Below are 22080 nucleotides of genomic sequence, written 5' to 3'. Positions count from 1 at the left end.
CCCAACACAGTGTTTCCATCTTCATCGAGCTCTATCTCATAGACATTGACTGGGAGTCGTCCTTTTGGCTTGTTTACCCCCATTAATGTGTCGATAACAGCCGGTAGAGAAGGGCCACGCATTGAACCATTTTCATAGCCGTAGTAGTTGTATGCAGCTATAGATGTATCAACAATATCGTCATAATTCACAATATCGTAGGGTGCTCGAAGAGATAGGTGAACGGATTGTTTTTCCTTTTGTGAGGCGTACTCAAATAAATATCGAGCGAGTTGCTCTTCACTCATTGACTCGTCGGTAGGAAGAGTCGAAGCACGTACTAAAGAGTAGTTCGATAAATTCTTCGGTGCCTTCGTGCCTTTTGAAAATGCGACCATCTTAGTTGCGTTTGGTATGCCATCGTCTTCAACAGGTGAAGGTGCAGTGGAATTAGTACCAATAACTAGAGTATCTGTATTATCAATATCAACAATGGCTTCATCCCAGCTTGTGTTAGAAAATTTGGTTCGTGAGATGTCAAAGGGGGATACATTATTTCGTTCTAGCTGTATTTGTATTGCTGCGCCCTGTTCTTCCCATGGGGTTATAATATGAATTTTACCAAGTGTGCTTGCGTTGGCTGGGAGTAATCCATTGTTTTTAACAATGGTAATTGATTTATCGGCGATCTCCTTTTCTACTTCTTTGTGTTCGCTGGACTGAAGCACTTCTAAGCTATAGCTGTAGACATCCTCGAAGTCAGTTGCTCCATTTTCATTCAAGATATTGTTTTCAAGTTTTGTCAAAATGATCCTTTTTACCGAATCATCGATCAATTCTATCGACAGTTCTTGTTTGTCTACGGCTTCCATTACAGCATCAATAATATGTGTAACTTTGTTATCGTCTTTCTGTGAGTAAAATTCAGTTGGCATCAATGCAATGTCAACGCCTGCATTGAATAGTTTCACAACCGCATCTTCTTCGGTGAAGTAATCTGCGATTCCCTTCATATCTAATGCATCAGAGATAGTTAATCCGCTATAACCTAGCTCGTTTCTTAATAACTCAGTTTGAATGTGATAAGACAAAGTTGCAGGGACAAGGATTTCAGAGCCTATAGGAGTATCGTCGGTTTCTTTTGACGTATAGAGGACGGAGTCATCAAGTGCAGGATATTGGATATGTGCGGTCATAATCATATCGGGTTGTGTGCCTGCCTGTATTGTTGATATATAAGGGTATAGATCGGTCGCATACGCTTCTTCTAGCGTCTTGTTTACGCGTGGTAAACCATAGTGAGAGTCAGCTTCGGTATCACCATGCCCTGGAAAATGTTTAAAAGCAGATACAACGTGGGCATCTGACATCCCCATGCTTGTCTGGCCACCAAGTACTCCTACATCTTCGGGAGACTCACCAAAAGAGCGCACATTGATAACAGGGTTGAGTGGGTTACTTTGTACGTCAACGACTGGGGCAAAGTTGACATTAAACCCTATAGAACCGACCTCTCGACCTAGAATTAAGCCCTGCATGTAGGCTAGATTATCATTAAATTGATCGCTCAGGTAAGCTGCACCAAGAGCCATATTACCTGCGAAGTTTGTTGCTTGTTCTCTTGGAAGGCGTACGACGTTTCCACCTTCTTGATCAATGGTCATGAATAAGCCTAAAGGCTGGTCATCACTGACGGAATCTTGCATATCCCAGATTAGGCGAGCGGTATTCTTGATGCCATCCATGTTTGAGGAAAAAAGGATTACACCACCGATACTTTCCTCTTTGATCACTCTTCTGACACTTTCGTTTATTTGAGTCAATCCTGTCGAACATTCTTCCACATCATCGGCACAGAAATAACGAAATGACATGGTGATTTTTTGCGCTATTTTTTCTCTGGTTGTCATCTCCGATAAGATACTTTCAGCGCGTTGTTCTAAAGACTGTTCATTACCGTCTCCATTATTGCAGCCGGATAAAGTTCCCAGTATTGATAAGATACAGAGTGTTTGTTTTTTCATTATTCCCCCTCCGATTTGTTGCTCTGTTCTGTATAAATTAAGTATTCAGTTCTCATGTTTTCGTAGCTACTGAGATTGCTATCCCAAGAGGCTTCAATGTCTTCTAATGGGACGCCATTTATGATCATTGGCAGCACTTTATCCGTTCCGAGTAACGAGCTTAACCACTCAGGTCTATCGATGATTTCAGAGCTCGCATAGCCCATATCACGCATGTTCCAATACCAGTCATAAAGTGGCTGAAGAGTAAAGTTGAATGGGCTGGTTTGAGAAACTTGATAACTCTCACCGTAAACATATTGGCCCCGTTGTGGCCAAGTAGCGGAGGTGTCATCAAGCAAAAATTCAATATTTACTTTGAGTTGGGGATCTGGAAAAGCGATTACCTCGAAAGGTGTTTTACTGCCACGTCCCACACTGATGCTTGTTGCTTCAAATAGACCAAGAGAAGGATAAAACTGTATAGCATTGTCGGTTTGAAGATTTGGAGAAGGAGGGGTTGGTAGAGAGTAGTGAGTGCTATGGTCGTAGCCTTGCATTTCAGCTACAACAATGTCCTCTTTTGGTATCTGAATACCGTTAGAAAGCCATCTTTCACCGTTAATCATGTTGGCAAGTTCACCGACTGTTAAACCATGAACTACGGGGATCGGGTGCATGCCAACGAATGAGGTGAACTCTGGTTCCATGATGGGGCCGGCAACATAATCCCCATTTGGGTTTGGACGGTCTAGAATGACAATCTCTTTGTTGTTCTCAGCCACGCTCTCCATTACGTAGTGCATGGTACTTATGTAGGTATAAAAACGTACACCAACATCTTGTATGTCAAATACTAAAACATCTACGTTCTCAAGATCTTCCGCTGTTGGTTTCTTATGGTCGCCATAAAGTGAAATGACGGGTAAGCCGGTTTCGACATCAATGCCATCTTCGACTTCTTCTCCTGCCTCTTGTTCCCCCCGGATACCATGTTCAGGTGCAAAAAGAGTCGTGACATGGACTCCTTGACTAAGCATAAAATCTATAGTGTGTTCGCCATTAGATAAATGCGACGTGGGATTGACGACTAAACCTACTCGTTTGTTTTGTAAGTACGTTAGATATTGGTCGGTATTTTCTATACCAAGTGTTATTTTAGTATCAGTTGTATGATTATCATCATTATTATTACTCTGACATCCCATAATAATAATAATTAATGGTAGTGCTGCATATATATATCGTTTCATGTTTTGTACTCATGTTTAAATATAATTTGTCTTTTGGTGTGAATCAGTTAGATAGATTAAGAGATTTATATATTTCTTCAAAAATAGGGTCATAATCACCTATTTTCATTTTGTCACCTTCAAATGCACCACAAACCGCCTCTCCGCAGTCCATCTTTATATGTGTATTCTTTTTATTGCTTAAAAGAATGACCATTAATTCATTATCCGGATCGATTAGGGATGCTGTCCCTACCCACCCGGAATGTCCGTAAGTATTTTCACTAGCATAGCGACCAAATAACCATGTATTTTCGTGCTGATAATTTATATTCCATCCTAATGCATAACCACTTTCTTCATGGTTTTCTATCGGAGTTAAAAATTCCTCTATGGTTTCTTCAGAAAAATATTGAACGCCATCAAACTCTCCACCATTAATCATGATGGACATTAGAGATAACATATCTTCAACGGTAGAAAATAACCCAGCATGACCAGCGACACCTTCCATTGAGTAATAAGCTTTTTCATCATGGACTTCGCCCTGAAGCGTATGCTCTCGAATGTTATTAAAATGAATTTGTCCTTCTCTACTATTGCCATATATTTCTGTTGCAGCAAAATCATCTAAGGTGAAAGCATTGCCATAAAGGGGGGAAGTCAACATGTTATATCCGGTTCTCTCAAGTCCCATAGGCTGATAAAACGTGTCATGCATAAACTTGTCTTGCGTCATACCCGTAATTTTTTCGATGATTTGCCCTAATATCATATAGTCAATATCAGAGTAGGTTACAGCGGTGTGAGGAGCTTGCATCAACTCGGTCTTGAGCATTATGTTTAAAGTCTTTTCGCGAGACTGGGAGTACATATCCCCTGTTTCTTTGTAGAATTCGACACTTGGCTTATGCCCACCTTGATGCTGTAAAAGGTCTCGTACTGTTATCTCAGACTTGCCTTTGATCAGGTCGGTAGGTTGATCTGCGAACTCAGGAAGAATGTCTGATACATGTTGATCTAAATCTAATTTCCCGTTAGAAACCAAATATTGAATTGCGTAGTTAGTAGAGAACATTTTTGTGTTTGATGCTAGATCGTAAATAGTATTATCTACCGCTGGAATTAACTTCTCACTAGGTAGGCTAACGTCATTATTATGTTCAGTGCTGCCGAGTGGTCGTTTTGGTGTATATTCATCATGGATTTTAATGTATCCATAAGAATCAATTTTTATAATATCTCCTTTATACCAAATACCAATGGTTGCACTAGGAAAACCATCAGATATATCTTGCTTAATCACTTTATCAACATTTGAAAAGTCATAAGTATCTTTTGAGTTAGACTGACAGCCAACGGTCATCGATAAGAATATAAATGATGTGGCTATTTTTGAATTCATAATACACCTTGTAAAGAGTCGTTGTTTTCAATAGATACTATTTAAGGAAAATTAAGTTTATTGGTATATTCGTCACAAAATAGTTTATTCCATATTTAAACTGTTTATACTCAATGTGGAATATTTTATTACGATATTGGTTCAAGGCTCTATGTAGGCAAGGAAAATGATTAGTATATTTTGGAATAACTTTTTAAGACAAAATATTTATTCGTGATACTGATTCAAGTGATGGTAGATATTCTTAATTAAACGACTATTGTTTTGTGATAGAGAGTCTCAATTATAATCTTTAGTTTTAGTAGATCTACTTACGACAACTCTAACTTTTCCTGAACTCATCAGTTAATGACAGATGCAATGGCAGTCTTACTGTGTATCTCTTTCATTTAAACTTCGACAGGTACGATGAAGCTCAAAAACATTAGAAAGGATCTAGTTACTTATCGTGGTCTCAGGGATTCAATGATGAGCATCACTTGATACAGCATATGGTATGTTTGAGCCGTTATGAACTCGATCCACTTACTGAAAGCGCCACTTTCACAACAAAAATAAGAGATGGACACCTAGTTAAAGCTATCTAAATTATTTTGCTTTCTTATAGCTGTTTCTTAGCTTAATTGAGGTATTTGGATTATATTGATAAGTAAAAAATGGTATAAATTACTTATTGTCGATAATAATTGAATGCTTATGAAGAAATACGAAGAACTAGTTCAAGATATCATCAGTAAAATTTGCCAAAACGTCATCGATGTGAAGTTACCATCTGAGCGTGAATTGGCGGAAAAGTATGATATTTCTCGTTTTTCGGTACGAAAGGCGCTATCTAAACTTGAAGCGATTGGTATTGTGAAATCCAAAGTAGGTTCAGGTTATTTCGTTAATACCTCAATTATTGGTTCGCCACTCATCTATAATTCGGTTACTGAAAACAAATTTGGTGAGATTTCATACAAGAAAATAAAGCTGAATAAACGTCTACCCACTACGCATGAAATGCAGATGTTTTCTATCGAGGATGATGAATATCTGTGGAATATTAAACGTCTGCGATTAATTCAGGGAAAAGTTACTCAGATTGAGGAAACAAAATTACCCGTAAGTATGTTTCCTAAAATTACCGATGAGATTATTGAAAGTTCACTACAGAAACACGTATTGTCTCTAGGTTTAGAAATCGACAGTTATTTAACGAGTTATCAAGCAATTAACGTGTCAAAAGAAGATGCAGATTTACTCGGTTGTAAACGTAATAGTTCCGCGATGAATATTACTAATCGAGGATTCTTAAAAACAGGTGAAGTCTTTGTGGTGAGCGATATTATTGATATTAATTACCAGTGTACTTATCACACCAAGTTTAATCCCGAGAGTCTTAACTACCGAGATCAAAACGACCGCGAATAGCGGTCGTTTTTTTAGGTCTGCATTTAACGCCGTCGCTAGGACAAATGAGGCATTAAGGCGTATGAATACTGCCGTCTGGTAAACGGCTTTGCGTCCATTCGTGTGGGCGGTATTCAACAGGGAAGTCTTGTGCCGCTTCGCGATCCATCTCCACACCGATACCTGCAATTTCAGATGCGTATAGGTAGCCGTTGATTGGCTCTGCTGCGTTCGGGAAGACGCGCTGTGTATTGGTTTTGTACTCTACATGTTCTTGAATCGCAGCGTTATGCAGATGCACATTTAAGTGAGTATTCACTGCGGCGCCAATCGGCGTCATATCTGGTGGGCAGTGCCAAGCAATACGAACGCCAAAGCTCTCACAGAAGTGACCGAGTTTCAGTGCTGGTGTGATACCACCGATTTGCGACACGTGGCAGCGGATGAAGTCGACACGGCGATTGATGATCAACGCTTTCCACTCTTCAGGGTTGTTAAACAGCTCACCCAAAGCCAGAGATACGCTCGATTGGTTGCGAATATTATCCAACCATTCTGTTTGACTTGGCGGTAAAATATCTTCAATAAAGAACGGGTTATACTGCTCGACTTGTTTTGCGAATTGAATCGCTTGGTTCGGGAACAAACGCTCGTGCACATCGTGAAGAATATGGAATTGCTTACCATATTTCTCACGTAGATTTTTGAACATTTCTACTGTGTTTTCAATATATTGATCTTGATCGTAGTAAGAGCCTTGGGTTGGGTTTTGTGCTGTTTGAATATTTTCTGGCACACCACCGTAAAAGCCTAATTGACAACGAATATGTTGATAACCTTGCTCTAAGTATTTATCGACTTGCTCATACAAGCCTTCCATCGTATCACTGGTGGCATGTGTATATACTTGAATAGCATCACGAGACTTACCACCGAATAATTGATGAAGCGGCATGTTAGCTAATTTAGATTTAATATCCCAAAGTGCCATATCAACACCAGAAATAGCATTGTTGATCACTGGGCCATTACGCCAATATGCATTGACCATCATCATTTGCCACAGATCTTCAATATTATTCGCATCTTTACCAATTAATAATGGCTTAAGATATTCATCAACCATGGTTTTTACAGCCAATGGTCGCTGTTGGAACGTCGCACAACCGTAGCCCGTTACACCAGATTCTGTTTCTACAATAACAGTAATCAGGTTATGTCTGTCTGGCTTGGTAATCACGCACTCAATATTTGATATGGTATTTTTGTTCACTTCAAACTATCTCTGGTTAACAGGATTTATTTTATATAAGCGTGAAAAAATACAAATTACAAGCGGTAAATTATGCTTAAATTTAACTGGTTCGTTCCTGTTTTGAATTCGGTAAGAAAAACGAACCAATTGGCTAAAAATGCCGAAAATTTAATTTTTAGTCGTTTTAGTGTGAGTTTTATCACTAATTTGTCGATTGGATAAATATGACCAGTAGCTAAGATGAGCGCAGTGAATGAGCAGACAAAGCACATAGGAAAGTATGATGCAATTGACACAAACAAACATGGCAACTGGCGATGCGTCGTCAGGCAAGGCAAACAGCTTTAGCATGAAACTACAAGAACTGGTCGCAGCACTTGGCGGCAACGAGAACATTGCTAACATCACCCACTGCATGACCCGCTTGCGTTTCAAGCTGGTGGACGAATCGAAAGCCGACAAAGCAAAACTTGAAGCAATTCAAGGCGTAAAAGGCGTGGTGCTTGGACAAGGTCAGACACAGGTGATAATCGGTGTCGACGTTGAAAAATGGTACTTAGCCTTGTCTGGGGCAAGTGCTGCGCCAGAAGATGCAGAAATCGAGCAAGAGAAAGGCAAGCTATTCCAAAACGCAATGCGCGTGGTGGCGGGCATCTTTGGGCCTGTCGTACCTGCGATTGCGGGTTCGGGCATGTTGATGGGTCTGCTATCGGGCTTAATTGCGACCAACGTGATTTCAGAAAGCTCGGATACGGTGTTCTTCTTCCGTTCGATTTCTCTCGCAGTATTCTTTTTCCTACCGATGTTGGTTTCTTTCTCTGCGGCGAAAGTGTTTAAAGTGAACGAATACATTGCGTTAGCAGTTGCTGCAGCGATGATGTCGCCTAAGTTATTGGAAAAAGCGACCATTCTTTCTGAAGCAGGAAATACCCCAGAGCTGAACGTATTTGGTGTGATTCCAATTGAGTTGCTTAACTATGGCGGCGCGATCGTGCCTGCGATTCTAGCGGTTTGGGTACTGTCCAAAATCACCCCTATGGTAGATAAGTTAGTTCCTGCTTCTGCCAAACCAGTATTCACTCCGCTACTTGCTTTCACTGTGACATCGACTCTTGTACTCTCTGTTGTTGCCCCTGCGGGGATGTGGCTAAGTAACGGCGCAGGTTGGGTTGTGAGCTCATTATTAGAGATCTCACCAACGCTGACCGGGTTCGTGTTTGGTTTAACTCGTCCAATTACCATCGTATTCGGTATTCACCACAGCATGACGCCAATCAGCTTGAACAACTTCGCGCTGTACGGAAAAGATTTGCTGATGCCAATTATGTGTTTGGGTAACCTAGGCATTGCAGGCGCGACCATGGCGATTTGGTACAAGCAGCGCAAATACGCAAGTAAAGAGCAGTCTTCAGTGACAGTGAGCTCAGGTGTCACCGCTATTCTTGGTATCACAGAGCCAGCGCTATTCGGCGTGCTGACTAAGTACACCAAAGCACTGTTCATGGCGAGCTTAGCAACAGGTATCGTCGGCGCGATTTCAGTGACTATCGATACCCACTTAACAAGCTACATTCTTTCTTCGGTATTCAGTCTGCCAGCTTACTTGGCAAGTGGTACTCAGAACTTTATTCAAGCGGTATTGGGCGTGATTGGTGTGTTTGCACTGTCGTTCGCAATGACCATGATGTTTGTACGCATCGATAATAAATAATCCTCTTTTCTCTCTATGTAGACCTGTCGTGTCCATCTGCGACAGGTCTCTTCAGCATGCTTAAAAGAACTGTTATGAAGACAATCGCAATACTTGGCGAATGCATGATCGAGTTGAACGGCAAGCCGTTTGGCGACATGCAGCAGACGTTTGGTGGTGACACCCTTAACGCGGCGGTTTACCTCAGCCGTTGCAGCCAAGCCCTAGACGCATCACCGCAAGTGCAGGTGCAATACGTCACCGCCATGGGAACAGACCCACTGAGTGACGGCATGGTGGCGCGTTGGCAACAAGAAGGTGTGGCTACGGAGCTAGTCTTGAGAGACGAAACGCGCACGCCGGGCCTATATCTGATTCAGTTAGATGACCAAGGCGAGCGCACTTTTCTTTACTGGCGTAATCAATCGGCAGCGCGCTACTTGCTCCAACACGCCGAGTTTGAACGTGTAGCGGAATCACTCAAGCTAGTTGATATGGTGTTTGTCAGTGGTATTAGCTTGGCGATTCTGCCGGAGCAAGATCGTCTCCAACTGCTTGATCTTTTGAGTCGCTTTCGAGCTAAGGGTGTTGAGATTGCTTTTGATAGTAACTTCCGCCCGGCACTTTGGCCGCAAGACCAAATGAAGACTGTTCAAACATGCTATCAAGCGATGTACCAGACTACCGACTTGGCGTTGGTCACTTTCGATGATGAACAGCTTATTTGGGGTGATGCAACGGCGTACGACACAATCACGCGCTTGCAGAAGCAAGGGGTGAAAAATGTGGTGGTTAAGCTCGGTGCAGAGGGCTGTTTAGTCGCGGATTCAAATACATTTGAGCCTTACTCTGTGGCAACAACGCCCATAGACAATGTCATCGATACCACTTCAGCAGGCGATTCATTTAATGGTGGTTTCCTCGCGACGTACTTGTCTGGTGGCAACATCAAACAAGCGTGTATGAATGGGAATACCCTCGCAGGCACCGTGATTCAACACAAAGGCGCCATCATCCCACGATTGGCAACCAATACGGCCATTGCTCAGTTCAAGAAATAGATTTACAGGAAACAACATGTCGAATTTAAAAGCTCAATTGAAAGCGTTAAAAGTGATCCCAGTGATCGCCATTGATCGCGCAGAAGACATCATCCCATTGGGTAGAGTGTTAGCAGAAAACGGTCTGCCAGCAGCCGAAATCACGTTTCGCTCCGATGCCGCTGTCGAGGCGATTCGTCTATTGCGTGAAGCGCAGCCAAACATGCTGATTGGTGCTGGTACGGTGCTCAATCGTGAACAAGCTATTGCAGCCAAAGAAGCGGGGGCAACCTTTGTGGTTTCTCCGGGATTTAACCCTAACACCGTTAAAGCTTGCCAAGAGATTGGTATTGATATTGTACCTGGTGTCAATAACCCAAGCGCAGTTGAAGCGGCGTTAGAAATGGGACTGACAACATTGAAGTTCTTCCCGGCAGAAGCCTCTGGTGGCGTCAACATGGTGAAAGCACTGTTGTCTCCTTATGGTGATGTGGAAATCATGCCAACTGGCGGTATCAATCCTTCGAACATTAAAGACTACCTAGCCGTACCGCGAGTGCTGGCATGTGGCGGTACTTGGATGGTCGATAAAAAGCTTATTGAAGCGGGCAAGTGGGAAGAATTGGCTCAGTTAACGCGTGAGGCGGTTGAGCTAGTCGCGAAGCAATCTGCTTAATTCTCGATAATCCAAATTTCCCTAACCGCGAGATTTACGGCGGTTAGGGGATACTCAAATAACAACAATAAATCTTAGTAAGCCTTTCTTTCTCAATAAGAAGGGGCGGGACTTTCTGTCTCTGAAATCAGCACATTTACACAATAAAATCTAATACATATAGGGTTTAACATGAACAAAGCACTGAAACTATCTCTGAGCGCCATCGGCGTATGCACGGCACTATCGGCAAATGCGGGCATCAGCATTATCGACAACGAAGAAGGTAACTTTTCTATCGGCGGCGACGTTGAGTTGAACTTCAACTACCAAGATCGCGAGTCGAACGATTCTGGCGATCAAGAATTCAACCAAGATGGCCGCGTACTGATCGAGTTTGCCGGCGAGAAGTTCACCAGTAACGGTCACTACGTTGGCGTAAAAGCGCAGCCTCTGTTTGAAAGCACGGGTGATGTAAATCTTGATGACGCATACTTTGAGTTTGGTAAGAAAGACAGCTGGGCAATCAAAGCAGGTCGTTTCGAAGCGTATGACATGTTCCCTGTTGGTTTGGATGTCTTCTTAGAGTACTCAGGTGATACCTCTAACGAGCTTTACACCGATGGCTCGGCTTACACCTATCAAATGAAAGAAGCGCGCGGCCGTGGATCTGATGGTCAGCTGATGTACAGCCAAAGCTTCGGCAATCTTTATCTGGAACTGAGCACCATGATTGGTGACCGTTCGGATCTTTTCCATGAAGGTACCGATGGCGGAACATATCACGGTCAAGCCATTACCAGCAGCAAAGACTCCTTCTTAGTACGCCCTGTTGTTGCTTACCAAATGGGTGATTTCAGCCTAGCAGCCTCGATGGAAACCAACCTCGTTTCTGATGCGGTGGTGACCGACCAAGGTGTTGATATTTCTGACCGTACTGGTTACGGCTTAACAGGTAACTGGACCAGCGGTGATTGGTCAGTGAACGCAAACGTGGCTTACCTAGATGCGGTGGATGAAAACAACTTCTCGACAGGGGTTAACGCACTGTGGAAAGGGCTAGGTATTGGTTACGTTTACGCGTTGAACGAATACGAAAACAAAGAGATCAAGGACTGGGCAGAAGGTGATGTGAAGGTATCTACGCTTTATGCTTCTTACGAGTTCACGGACGTACTAGAGGTAGAGAACTTCTCAGTGCTATTGGGTTCTTACTTCACAACCGTTACCAACGATCTTAGCGTGAACTCACCAAGCGAAGCGTTTAAAGAAGAAGACGATTTCGGTGCGCGTGTTCGCCTGTTTTACGAATTCTAATTTGGTCTAATGCAAGTATAGCAATAACTCAAAAGGGCACAGTCAGTGCCCTTTTTGATATTCTTAATTACGCGCTTTTGCGAGCTTGTGACTTATCGGTTTTATTGGTTTCTGTGGATTTATCTTTTAGCGTCACCACTTCTTTTTCTGGGAGTTCTGCGGCCTCTCCGAAGAACTTACCGCCCGCTTCGATACTCAGGTTGTTGCTCCAGATTTTGCCACTGACTCGTCCTTTCGCTAAAACCTGAATGTGTTCTGCATGGCAGTTACCATCAAGCAGACCATTGACGATCAGTTGTTTCGCGTAGATGTCGCCTTTAACACGGCCACTCTCTGCGACGACCAATGTCCCTTCGACGTGCAATTGGCCTTCGATGATGCCATCAACCTGAATATCGCTTTCTACTTTGAGTTCTCCGCTAACAGAACAGCCTTTGGCGATGAGAGTTGAAGCTGATGAGCCACTCGTTGTTCCACGGTTTTGATTAAAGATTCCCATCGTATTCTTCGCTCCTTGGTAAAGATGTCTTCAAAATTATTGAGGTTCCAATCCACGAATGGCCTTGGGTTTACGGCTCTTCCAATAAATCTCACTTCATAATGAAGGTGAGGACCAGAAGAGAGCCCGGTGTTACCAGAAATGGCGATGAGCTGGCCTTTTTTGACGAACTCACCGGTTTTGACTTTGAACTCTTTCAAGTGGGCATAAGCGCTCGAAAAGCCAAAGGAATGTTGTATACGCAGTAAGTTTCCATACCCTTTGCTACTTCGGCGTGTGGTCTCTATCACGCCATCAGCAGAGGCATACACTTTGGTGCCAGTGTTTACCGCAAAATCTAGCCCACGGTGCATTTTGGTTTTTTTGGTAACCGGATGAACGCGCTTGCCAAACCCCGATGAAAGGCGTGCTTTACCGACTGGAGAGCCGTTAGGGATCTGGTTGAGCATCACCATTCGAACATTAGACGTGATAGCTGCAGTATCAAAGCGTGCATCCAAACTCTCAGTGTTGGATTCGTTGACGACACCGAGCACTTTCTCCAATTCGCCTAAACGCTCCGAGACCAATTGAACGCGCTCTTCTCGCTCCGATAGGTCATTCTCTAGCTCTGATTTTAGAGCCTTTAGCTCACTTAACTCCTGACCCATACTGCGTGATTGCTCGGTTAACTTTGCTTGCTCAAGTACGGCGTCATCGACCTGAGAATAAAGATGATTGATCAAGATAGCGGTTGCGGTTAATCCCAAAAGAAATGCCACCAAGCCCGTTTTAAAGTTGCGCTGCATGGTTTTGCTGAAGTACCAATGCTTAGAGCCATTGATGTTGGAGATAGAGATAGTCAGCTGATCTTTCATGGTGATTAATGGCGCGATAGATGTTCAACATTCGTTATTGATAGCTCTGACTGTAAGTAAAAGTACGACCGTCTTCTAGAGGAGGAATCGACGAAAATGTCAGGTCGTGAGCTGTTTTCAGACAATAGAGAAAAATCGGTAATTGGATTTAATATTGCGTGGACTTTGGCCGGTAGGGTATAGCATTTATGAAATTTTATTGAGTAAGTTGCTAATAGTGTGGTTTCGCAGTTTAACCGACTTCACGGTTCATCTTATAAATGTTGGATATCTTAAGAAATTGGCATTCAGCAAATTGATAACTTTGTTTGGGGGTTTATGATGGCGTTGCACGCAAATTAACGTCTGAGTTCCCGAATGGTGATTCTCATCCTTTATGGCGTTCATTAAAGGCTTAATGCTCACTCAAACCAATCTGTTGGTTTGAGGAAATAAAACTAAGACAACGGAGTTGGTCGTGAAAAAACTATTATTAGCTACTGCAGTGGTCGCAGCAGCAGGCGGTGCCGCGTATGTGTACCAAAATAACCTTGCCCAAGGTGAATCTTCAACCTCGCTACTTTCCCAAGTTCCAGCGGATACCTTGTTGATTACCTACCAAACGGAACCTTTTAATCACTACGAGTACATGAACGCATTCGGTACGTCGCAGCAGCCACCAATGGGAGAACTGTTCGCAGAAGAAGATCTGACTCCTGGTTTAGAGTTTGCGGTTAACTTCTTGGATGCGTACATGGCTGCGGCGTCTTCTCCTGAGAGCTTGAAAGCCTTCTTAGGTACGGGCGATATGGTAAGCCCAATTATGTACACCCTAGGCCTTGTTCCTGTTTACAAGGTACAGCTAGAGAACCCTGCGGCACTATGGAAAACCTTGGATGAGCAAGAGCAACTTGCTGGCATTCAACACGAACTTGTTAAGTTAGATACGGTGGAGTTCCGCCGCTACGAGCTAACGGATTCGCAAGATCCACAATTGGGTATTGGTCTGGCGGTGGCAGTGGTTAACAACGTGCTGACCGTAACTTTCGACATTCCTGAACTTGGAGTTGAGAACCCACTTAAACTGGCTTTTGGTCTTGAATCTCCGAAGAGCAGCATTGTCGATTCCGGACGTCTTGAAGCGGTACAAACTAAATACGGTGCGAGCAACAACTCATTCGGTATTTTCGACATCCGCGAAATCATTAAAGGTCTAACGACACTTGATGGCAACAGAATGGCGCGCCAACTGAAGATGGCCGACTCTGACCCAACGCTAGAGCAACTGCGTTCTCCTGCGTGTCACACTGAGTTCACTCAAATCGCTGAAAACTGGCCGCAAATGGTCGCGTTTGCCGAGTACAGCGCGGGTGATGATAAAGCTCGCATCAACGGCGGCTTTGTTGTTGAATCGAAAAACCAAGTGATTCTTGAAGCATTGCAATCAGTGCGCGGTGTCTTAGCGGAATCAAATGGTGAGCAGAGCATGTTTAGCGTGGCATTAGGTCTAGACGTGGCAACGTTGGCACCTGCGATTGGTAAGATCTGGACAGATTTAACGACCCCTGAGTACCAGTGTTCAATCCTAGCGCAGGCGCAAAATGACATGCGTGGTCAAAACCCAGCTCCGGCGATCAGCATGGGCGCGGGTATGGCAAATGGCCTGAAAGGTTTGAGCATGGAAATGTTCGGTCTTGATGTGAACATGAATGGCCAATACGGACCTGAGCTAGGTCAGCTGGATGCGATCTTCTCTATCTCAGCGGACGATCCAAACATGCTGCTGCAAACGGCACAAATGTTCATGCCTGAGCTGGCACAGATTCAAATCCAACCGGATAACCAACCAGTGAACATCGGTGGTCTGCTTGAACCATACGCGGGTAAACCAATGGATGTATTTGCTCGTCTAAACGGCAGCCACCTAACGCTTTACAGTGGTGAGGCAGCAGCGGCAGCAAGTGAGAAAGTCATGGCTCAGCCGCTAACGGCCAATGGTCTATTGAGCTTCACTATGGATTCGGACCGCGTACTGGAAGTGATTGAAACAGCATCGGAAGTGTCTGGCGAGCCAGTGCCGGAAGATGTGAAGATGAGCCTACAAGGTGAGCTTATCGGTGGTATGGCTTTGGACGTAACCAAAGATGGCATTGTGTTTGACTTCGATTACACAAGCTCAACCAAACCACAAGTGAAGGTCGCGCAGCAATAAGCGTGACTCACCGGCTTCAATCTCGAAGCATTTCTTCATAATCAAAAGGCGACCTCGGTGTCGCCTTTTTTGTTTTTCTCGCGGACAGCCCTTCAATTCCTTCTCTTTCATTCAAAAGTAACCACCAAATAAGATCGATAAAAATCAGTGGGATGGATCTTTTCTTGTTATCAATGATCAAATGTATCTTTACTAATACTGTACGGTACAGTACAGTTTGTAAAAATCATTAAGTTGGGTTTCAAAAATGAAGAAGAAAGTCATTGCGTTGTCGCTTGTTATTGGTTCGTTAGTCGCTGCAGGTTGTGCGTTATACCAACCTAATACGGTGACCACTGATAACGCTTATGTTCACTCGGATGTGACGGCGATTTCTCCGGAAGTCGGTGGGCAGGTAAGCCAACTTTTTGTCGAAGATAACCAATGGGTAAGCAAAGGTACGCCACTGTTTTCGATTGATGATGAAGATTTCATTGCCAATCAAGAAATCGCGAAGTCAGCGTTAGATGTCGCAAAGGCTGCGCTGACCGCAAACCAAACCAAAACCGAAATGCAGCTGGTAAAGATTGAGCAGGCGAAGCAGGGCATTCACAGTGCAAGTGCCAACGCGGAACATCAAGCGGCGGAGTTCAAACGTCTTTCACGCTTGGTACAAAAGCAGTCGGTGAGTAAGAACCAATTTGAAGCGCAAAGAACGCGTTCTATTGAAGCTAACAGCAATCTTGAAACTGCCAAGCTAGCACTAGCCGCTGAACAGAAGCAGCTCGATGCGCTAGTAACAGAAAAAATGCAGTTAACCGCACAACGCAAGCAAGCAGAAGCGAACTTGAGGCTGGTGAATATCGCTCTTGAGCGAACCATCGTTCGAGCGCCATTTGATGGTTATGTGGCAGACAGACAAGTGCAAGTAGGTAAGTTTGTTCAACCGGGCATGGGTTTGATTGTGATGGTGCCGGATTACGTTTGGATTGAGGCAAACTTCAAAGAGACTCAACTAGAGAATGTCGCACAAGGCCAAGATGTAGAAGTGGTGTTAGACATGTTCCCTGATCATCCGTTGCATGGTCGTGTATCTTCTATTACCCCTGCAACAGGCGCGCAGTTTAGTTTGTTGCCACCGCAAAATGCGACCGGTAATTTTGTGAAAGTAGTACAGCGTGTGCCAGTGCGTATCGAGTTGGATATCCCACAAGAGCTTAAACAGCGCATCTACCCTGGCTTGTCGGCTGAAGTGTCGATTGAGACCGCAACGCAAGGTTAATCGCCATGAAAACACGTTCACCATTGCTGATTTTTGCGCTGTTCGCCATTGCGGCTTTTGGGATCAATTCGGTGATGTTTACCGAGTTGTCCCACGAGATGGCAGCCACATCCGGTTTGTCCACAGATGAAGTCGAGCTAGTGAAAATCGGCTTTATGATCACTCAAGTGTTGGGGTTTATGTTTACCCCTATCTTGGTGCGTAAGCTTGGAACGACATTGCCATTATACTCTACATTGCTGGTGGGCTTGGGAACAAACCTTGCGCTCTATTGGACTGGTCAGCATGCGTTGTTGTTTACGCTAACTTGGCTAGTAAGCGGCTTTTTCATGAGCATGTTATTGGTGGTGGTGAACCTTTATCTACTCAATACCTTTGAGCAGCGTTGGTTGCCTGCGATTATTGCGCTGACGCTGATCTTCTCAACACTACTACCAATGGGCGCTTATCCGTGGTTAGTGGCTGAGATTGTCGAAGTGTTTGATTGGTCGTTTTTAAACGTTGCTTCGGCTTGGTTGTACTTTTCTGCTCTAGTGATGATCGGTGTGTACAAGCCTCAGTCGATAGAGATTGAGGCCAAGCCAAAGTCTTCAGGTTCGGTGTACCTCGTACTCGCGTTAACGATGGGTTTGGTGGTGTTCCTACTCATGCGTGGCAGCTACTACAACTGGTTGGATTCAGACTGGTTTGTACAGGCTTCTTCTGTCACTGCGGCACTGGTTTTGTTGGCGGTGTATCAGTTGGTGAAAACGCGCCAATTAGATACTGCGTCGATGCAATTGCACGGTAAGTTAAAGACCAACGTGTTTATGTACAACGCCTTTCTTGCAGGCTTTGCCGTGATGGCAAGTACGGTGCTGTTTGCCAACTTCCTAAAAATGGCGATGCACTACAACAGCCTCCATGCGGGCTATGCGCAATTACCATCGTTTTACGCCATGTTGGTCGGCATGCTGGTGAGTGTGTTGGTGTATTACTTCCGCCGCCCTTTAGCGGATGCAGTGGTGCCTTTTGGCGTGCTGATGATTCTACTGTCGGTGCACGAGTTCAGCCAATTACCAAGCTTTGTTGGTACAGAGTCACTACCCATTCCAATGTTGCTGCGCGGTTTTGGTGTTGGCTTATTGAATGTGTCGGTGACGATTGCTGTGTTGATGTACTTCCAAGTAGGGCAGCGCTTAGAAGGCATTGCTAACTTCTATCTGTTCCGAACCATGGGCGGGGTGATTGGCGGGGCGTTTTTCTCTCGTGTGATTCAAAGCCACAGCGCGCAAGCATCGGGCGAAATCGGTCGTACACTAGACGGTTCAAACCATGTGTTTGCGGCATATGAACAGGCATTGAGCAGCGCGATTCTGACTCATGGTCGCTTACCTAATCCGGCACTTGGAATGAGCCAAATTAGCGCGGTTGTGAAGGAGCAAGCTACGACATTAGCACTGAGTAATTCGTTGGTGATGTTTATTGTCTCTATTTTTGCGCTTGCGCCAATCTTGTTGATCGGCAAGAAATTGGCCGCAAAACAAGAAGCGCACTGAGGTTATGTAAACAGAACAAATAGCCAGCCAAGCAACTCGGTAACTAAGCCGTAAAAAAACAAAGGGAGCCAATGTGCTCCCTTTGTTTTTTAGTTTTGAGGTTCTTATCGCTGATAAAGTTTAAGGAATGCCGCCACGGCTTTTTGGGTGTGCGAATCCAATTCCTCATCGCTTAAGAAATCAAAGCCCATCAGTGCCATATTCTGGTAATCCATTTTGATCAGCGCGAGTAGCTGCCCACAAGCTAAATCGGCATCGTCGATGTTAAGCTGCTGGCTGATGGTGTCGGTTTTTAGAAACTCAATTAAGTATTGGTGAATACGCTGCGGCCCGGTTTGCCAAAACTGATTTGGAACCGAGTCATGTTTATTAAAATCAGCAGAGATGATGCGATAAAGCGATAGGATTGGGTTAGAGCAAATGCCGCGTAGATACTTCTTCGCGAAGTCTTCTAAGGTTTCTCTGAGTGGTTCATTCTGTTTATCGGCAAGTTGGAAAACGGACTCTAGGCTGATCTTGGTGTTATGCGCGAGCACTTCAACAAACAACCCTTCTTTGTTAGAGAAGTAACGATACAGGGTCTGTTTTGAACCACCACAAATAGCAACGATTTGATCGAGTGACGTGTCCTTGTAACCCTGTTCAATAAACAGCTCGGTTGCCACTTCGATGATTCGAGTTCTTTTCTTTTCAGTAGATGCGCGCATAACTAAATCAACCTAAATAAAACTGTTCAGTACAGTATCATTAATGCTGCTCGGACACATCGCTTTTCCGCGTTTAACGCTTCTTCATTGACCAAAATTAAAAAAGGCGACACGAGGCCGCCTTTGAAATCAAATTGGTTACGTTAACATCGGTAGTACAACGAAATACGGTTGCCGTTAATCTCTTGCACGATAAATGGAATCTCGTAAATATCGCTCAGCACGTCGGCATCAATCACTTCTTCAACTAAGCCCGCTTTAATGACTTCCCCGAGCTTCATCGCCACAATGTGGTCAGAGTAACAAGACGCAAAGTTGATGTCGTGAATTACGATTACTACAGCTTTGTTCTTCATTTCCGCAAGCTTACGTAGCGTACTCATGATGTCGACGGAGTGTTTAATGTCGAGGTTATTCAGCGGCTCATCCAAGAAGATGTAGTCGGTATCTTGTGCCACCACCATAGCAATAAATGCCATTTGACGTTGCCCGCCCGACAGTTGGTCGATAAAGCGATCTTTCAAATGGTCGATTTCCAGATGTTGCATTGATTCATCAATGATGCGGTGATCTTCTTCTGTCAGACGACCTTGCGAGTACGGGAAGCGACCAAACGCCACCAAGTCACGCACCGTAAAGCGCATGTTGATGTTGTTTGATTGGCGCAGCACTGATAGGCGCTTTGCCAAGTCTTCGGTGTTCCATTGGTCAAGCGGCTTATCACCAATCACGACGCTACCAGCATCGCTTTCGGTTAGTCGGCTCGCCATAGATAGTAGGGTACTTTTACCCGCGCCATTAGGACCAATAATGCTGGTTACTTTACCAAGAGGAAAAAGGGCATCGGCATTTTTTACCACGTATTTTTCGTTGTATTTTTTGCTAAGACCTTGAATACGGATCATGTGATAAACCCTTAATCGAATTTGTTTTTCATAAGCAGAAGCAAGAAGTAGCCGCCGCCGATAAAGTTGATAATAACGCTGATGGTGGTGTCGAAATCGAACAGGTTTTCAACCACCCATTGACCGCCAGACAGCAGTACAACTGACAGTACTGAGCTTGCGACAATCAATAAGCGATGTTGGTAACCAGTGAAGATTTGGCGAGTCAGAGCCACAACAATCAGACCAAAGAACAAGATTGGACCAATCAATGCGGTCGAGATAGACACCATCAAAGTGATGATGAACATGACTTGCATGGTCAGTTTGTGGGTATCCACACCTAGGCTTTTCGCGTTGTCGACGCCAAGCCACATTACGTCCAATCTGTGAGCAATGCGCATTAGGTACGCACCACATAAGAGCATCGGAATCACACACCAGTACACCAACTCACTGTTGATGTTGTTGAAGCTCGCGAACATTGAACTTTGGATGAAGGTGAACTCATCTGGGTCGGTGATCATGGTGAAGAAACCGGTGACACTATTGAACAAACTACTCAACACGATACCAATCAACAAAAGGGTGAAGATGTTGCGCTGACGACCACGGAAGTAGAAGCTGAACAAAGTCATCGCACACACAATCATGATGCCAGTCGACAACACGAAGTTGAGCTTGCTGTTGATGACCAAAGCACTCAAGCCGCCAAACATTACTACGAGCAGCACTTGAATCATCACGTACATGGAATCAAAACCCAGAATCGAAGGGGTGAGGATTCGGTTGTTGGTGATGGTCTGGAAAATCAGTGACGACGATGCAATCGCCATCGCTGCCAAGACAATCGCCAGTACTTTCGGGATGCGGCGTGACAAGAAGAACTGGTAGTTATCTGGCGTTAAGCCCTTGCCGATGAACACCGCACAAATCAAAACCGCCGCGATTGCCAGCAGCGTTACTTTCATAGAATCACGCATTCGATTTGTCTCTCAGAACTAGGTAAATGAAGATTGAGCCACCCAAGATGCTGATGATCATCGAAATTGGAATCTCGTAAGGGAAGATGATGAGGCGACCGAGGATGTCGCAAGTAAGCACCAAAATCACACCTGCGTATGCTGTCCAAGGTAAGTTGCGACGCATGTTGTCACCAATGAACAGCGACACAAGGTTTGGCACGATAAGCCCAAGAAACGGAATCATCCCGACGATCATTACCACCGATGACGACAGTACAGCCACAAGGATGACACCAACCAGAACAATGCGTTGATAGTTCAAACCAATGTTTTTTGCAAAGCTTTCACCCACACTTGCCGCGCTAAAGCGGTTGGCGTAAGCGTAAGCCAGAACCGAGACCGGAAGAGCGAGATACAAGAACTCGTAGTTACCGCGCAATACCGAGGCGAAGTTAGCCACCGTCCAAGAACCAAGAGTCTGTACTAGGTCGTACTTGTAGGCAATAAAGGTGGTCATGGATGACACCACGTTGCCATACATGATGCCGATCAGCGGGACGAGTACGGTGTTCTTAAACTTCAAACGTTGTAAGAAGCGCACGAAGATCACTGTACCAATCACAGAGAACGCGAAGATGGTGATCAGATGGACCCAACTGCTCATGTCTGCAAACAGAATCAGCGCGACGATGTAGCCGAACATTGCCCAATCGACCGTACCCGTGGTGGACGGGGCAGCAAAGCGGTTTTGCACGATCTGCTGCATGATCAAACCTGCAATACTTAAGCCAGCACCAGCTAAGACGATGGCCAACAAGCGGGGTAATCGGCTAACCAGTAAGATGTTCAAACTGTGGCTGTCACCAGCCAAAATCTGCGAGAGAGAAACGTTCGCCACCCCAACCAGCAAAGAGGCGCAGGCGAGTACGACGAGCAATAAAAAAGCCAAGATATGATGTAATTTCATAGTGTATTTATAGGGTGATAAAAACAACAATGACCTTTCGCACCGTGAAGCGGGAAAGGTCATCGATTAGAGTGAGATTGAACCTAATCTATTAGGGTCTGTTGACCTTTCGTGATGATTTTTGCAGCAATTTGTAGGTGTTTTATACAAGGCAAAGGCTTTGATATGTAGCTATTCTACCTGATAAGCCGATAACGCAGTAGAAAGCACCTACAAACGCTGCCCAAAGGGTTCGGCTAAAAG

18 protein-coding genes are annotated in these 22080 nt (G+C 44.5%); 8 read left to right on the top strand and 10 right to left on the bottom strand.

Features of this window, described 5'->3' with window-relative positions; genetic code table 11:
• The 3 genes from VJL_RS25575 to pbp4b form a co-directional block, all read right to left on the bottom strand.
• A partial coding sequence (locus tag VJL_RS25575; protein ID WP_227741173.1) for a glycoside hydrolase family 3 protein occupies positions 1 to 2003 on the bottom strand: 2003 nt, incomplete at its 3' end.
• The gene (locus tag VJL_RS25570) at positions 2003 to 3190 is read right to left on the bottom strand and encodes an exo-beta-N-acetylmuramidase NamZ family protein (RefSeq protein WP_039974081.1); all 1188 of its coding nucleotides are present in this window, start codon (positions 3188 to 3190) and stop codon (positions 2003 to 2005) included. The genes VJL_RS25570 and VJL_RS25575, both read right to left, overlap by 1 nt.
• Before the next feature lie 88 nt (positions 3191 to 3278).
• Positions 3279 to 4619 (bottom strand): penicillin binding protein PBP4B, encoded by a 1341-nt coding sequence (gene pbp4b / locus VJL_RS25565; RefSeq protein ID WP_050568894.1) that lies wholly within the window; start codon positions 4617 to 4619, stop codon positions 3279 to 3281.
• Positions 4620 to 5315: 696 nt separating this feature from the next.
• Here pbp4b and VJL_RS25560 point away from each other — a divergent pair.
• Entirely contained in the window at positions 5316 to 6032 is a 717-nt protein-coding gene (locus tag VJL_RS25560; RefSeq protein WP_038882162.1) for a GntR family transcriptional regulator, read from the top strand.
• A 52-nt stretch (positions 6033 to 6084) separates the two neighbouring features.
• Here the strand turns inward: VJL_RS25560 and VJL_RS25555 are convergent, their stop codons facing one another.
• Positions 6085 to 7284: a D-galactonate dehydratase gene (locus tag VJL_RS25555; RefSeq protein WP_038882161.1), complete on the bottom strand. Its 1200-nt coding sequence runs from the start codon at positions 7282 to 7284 to the stop codon at positions 6085 to 6087.
• Positions 7285 to 7570: 286 nt separating this feature from the next.
• Between VJL_RS25555 and VJL_RS25550 the strand changes: the two genes are divergently transcribed.
• The 4 genes from VJL_RS25550 (at position 7571) to VJL_RS25535 (ending at position 11968) form a co-directional block, all read left to right on the top strand.
• A complete protein-coding gene (locus VJL_RS25550; RefSeq protein ID WP_227741174.1) occupies positions 7571 to 8977 on the top strand; it encodes a PTS transporter subunit EIIC in 1407 nt (468 codons plus the stop codon).
• Between the two features lie 74 nt (positions 8978 to 9051).
• Positions 9052 to 10017: a sugar kinase gene (locus tag VJL_RS25545; RefSeq protein ID WP_038882158.1), complete on the top strand. Its 966-nt coding sequence runs from the start codon at positions 9052 to 9054 to the stop codon at positions 10015 to 10017.
• A gap of 16 nt (positions 10018 to 10033) precedes the next feature.
• A complete protein-coding gene (locus VJL_RS25540) occupies positions 10034 to 10672 on the top strand; it encodes a bifunctional 4-hydroxy-2-oxoglutarate aldolase/2-dehydro-3-deoxy-phosphogluconate aldolase (RefSeq protein WP_038882157.1) in 639 nt (212 codons plus the stop codon).
• A gap of 171 nt (positions 10673 to 10843) precedes the next feature.
• Positions 10844 to 11968 carry a carbohydrate porin gene (locus VJL_RS25535; RefSeq protein ID WP_038882156.1) on the top strand — a complete coding sequence of 375 codons (1125 nt, stop codon included), beginning with the start codon at positions 10844 to 10846 and terminating at the stop codon, positions 11966 to 11968.
• Between the two features lie 67 nt (positions 11969 to 12035).
• Here the strand turns inward: VJL_RS25535 and VJL_RS28405 are convergent, their stop codons facing one another.
• Together VJL_RS28405 and VJL_RS25525 are read right to left on the bottom strand one after the other, a co-directional pair.
• A complete protein-coding gene (locus tag VJL_RS28405; RefSeq protein ID WP_080642206.1) occupies positions 12036 to 12467 on the bottom strand; it encodes a bactofilin family protein in 432 nt (143 codons plus the stop codon).
• On the bottom strand, positions 12371 to 13324 hold the full coding sequence (locus tag VJL_RS25525) for a M23 family metallopeptidase (RefSeq protein WP_038882155.1): 954 nt from the start codon (positions 13322 to 13324) through the stop codon (positions 12371 to 12373). Before VJL_RS25525 ends, VJL_RS28405 begins: the two co-directional genes overlap by 97 nt.
• A gap of 457 nt (positions 13325 to 13781) precedes the next feature.
• Here VJL_RS25525 and VJL_RS25520 point away from each other — a divergent pair, with 457 nt between their 5' ends.
• The 3 genes from VJL_RS25520 (at position 13782) to VJL_RS25510 (ending at position 18314) form a co-directional block, all read left to right on the top strand.
• Complete coding sequence (locus tag VJL_RS25520) at positions 13782 to 15515, top strand: hypothetical protein (protein ID WP_009706562.1); 1734 nt, start codon at positions 13782 to 13784, stop codon at positions 15513 to 15515.
• A 247-nt stretch (positions 15516 to 15762) separates the two neighbouring features.
• Entirely contained in the window at positions 15763 to 16776 is a 1014-nt protein-coding gene (locus tag VJL_RS25515; RefSeq protein ID WP_038882153.1) for an HlyD family secretion protein, read from the top strand.
• A gap of 5 nt (positions 16777 to 16781) precedes the next feature.
• Entirely contained in the window at positions 16782 to 18314 is a 1533-nt protein-coding gene (locus tag VJL_RS25510; protein WP_038882151.1) for an MFS transporter, read from the top strand.
• A gap of 104 nt (positions 18315 to 18418) precedes the next feature.
• Here the strand turns inward: VJL_RS25510 and VJL_RS25505 are convergent, their stop codons facing one another.
• The 4 genes from VJL_RS25505 to VJL_RS25490 form a co-directional block, all read right to left on the bottom strand.
• Entirely contained in the window at positions 18419 to 19021 is a 603-nt protein-coding gene (locus tag VJL_RS25505; protein ID WP_009706559.1) for a TetR/AcrR family transcriptional regulator, read from the bottom strand.
• Positions 19022 to 19164: 143 nt separating this feature from the next.
• Positions 19165 to 19926, bottom strand: coding sequence for an iron ABC transporter ATP-binding protein (locus tag VJL_RS25500; protein WP_038882149.1), 762 nt, complete (start codon positions 19924 to 19926; stop codon positions 19165 to 19167).
• A gap of 11 nt (positions 19927 to 19937) precedes the next feature.
• A complete protein-coding gene (locus VJL_RS25495; protein ID WP_038882146.1) occupies positions 19938 to 20888 on the bottom strand; it encodes an iron chelate uptake ABC transporter family permease subunit in 951 nt (316 codons plus the stop codon).
• Positions 20881 to 21837: an ABC transporter permease gene (locus VJL_RS25490; protein ID WP_005429179.1), complete on the bottom strand. Its 957-nt coding sequence runs from the start codon at positions 21835 to 21837 to the stop codon at positions 20881 to 20883. The genes VJL_RS25495 and VJL_RS25490 overlap by 8 nt, the downstream gene beginning before the upstream one ends.
• Positions 21838 to 22080: the final 243 nt, after the last annotated feature.

Origin of the sequence: Vibrio jasicida CAIM 1864 = LMG 25398 (genome assembly GCF_000400365.1) — a bacterium.
In the GTDB taxonomy this organism is placed as follows: domain Bacteria; phylum Pseudomonadota; class Gammaproteobacteria; order Enterobacterales; family Vibrionaceae; genus Vibrio; species Vibrio jasicida.
Note: the sequence above shows the minus strand (reverse complement) of the source record. Positions and strands in the feature narration are given on the sequence as shown.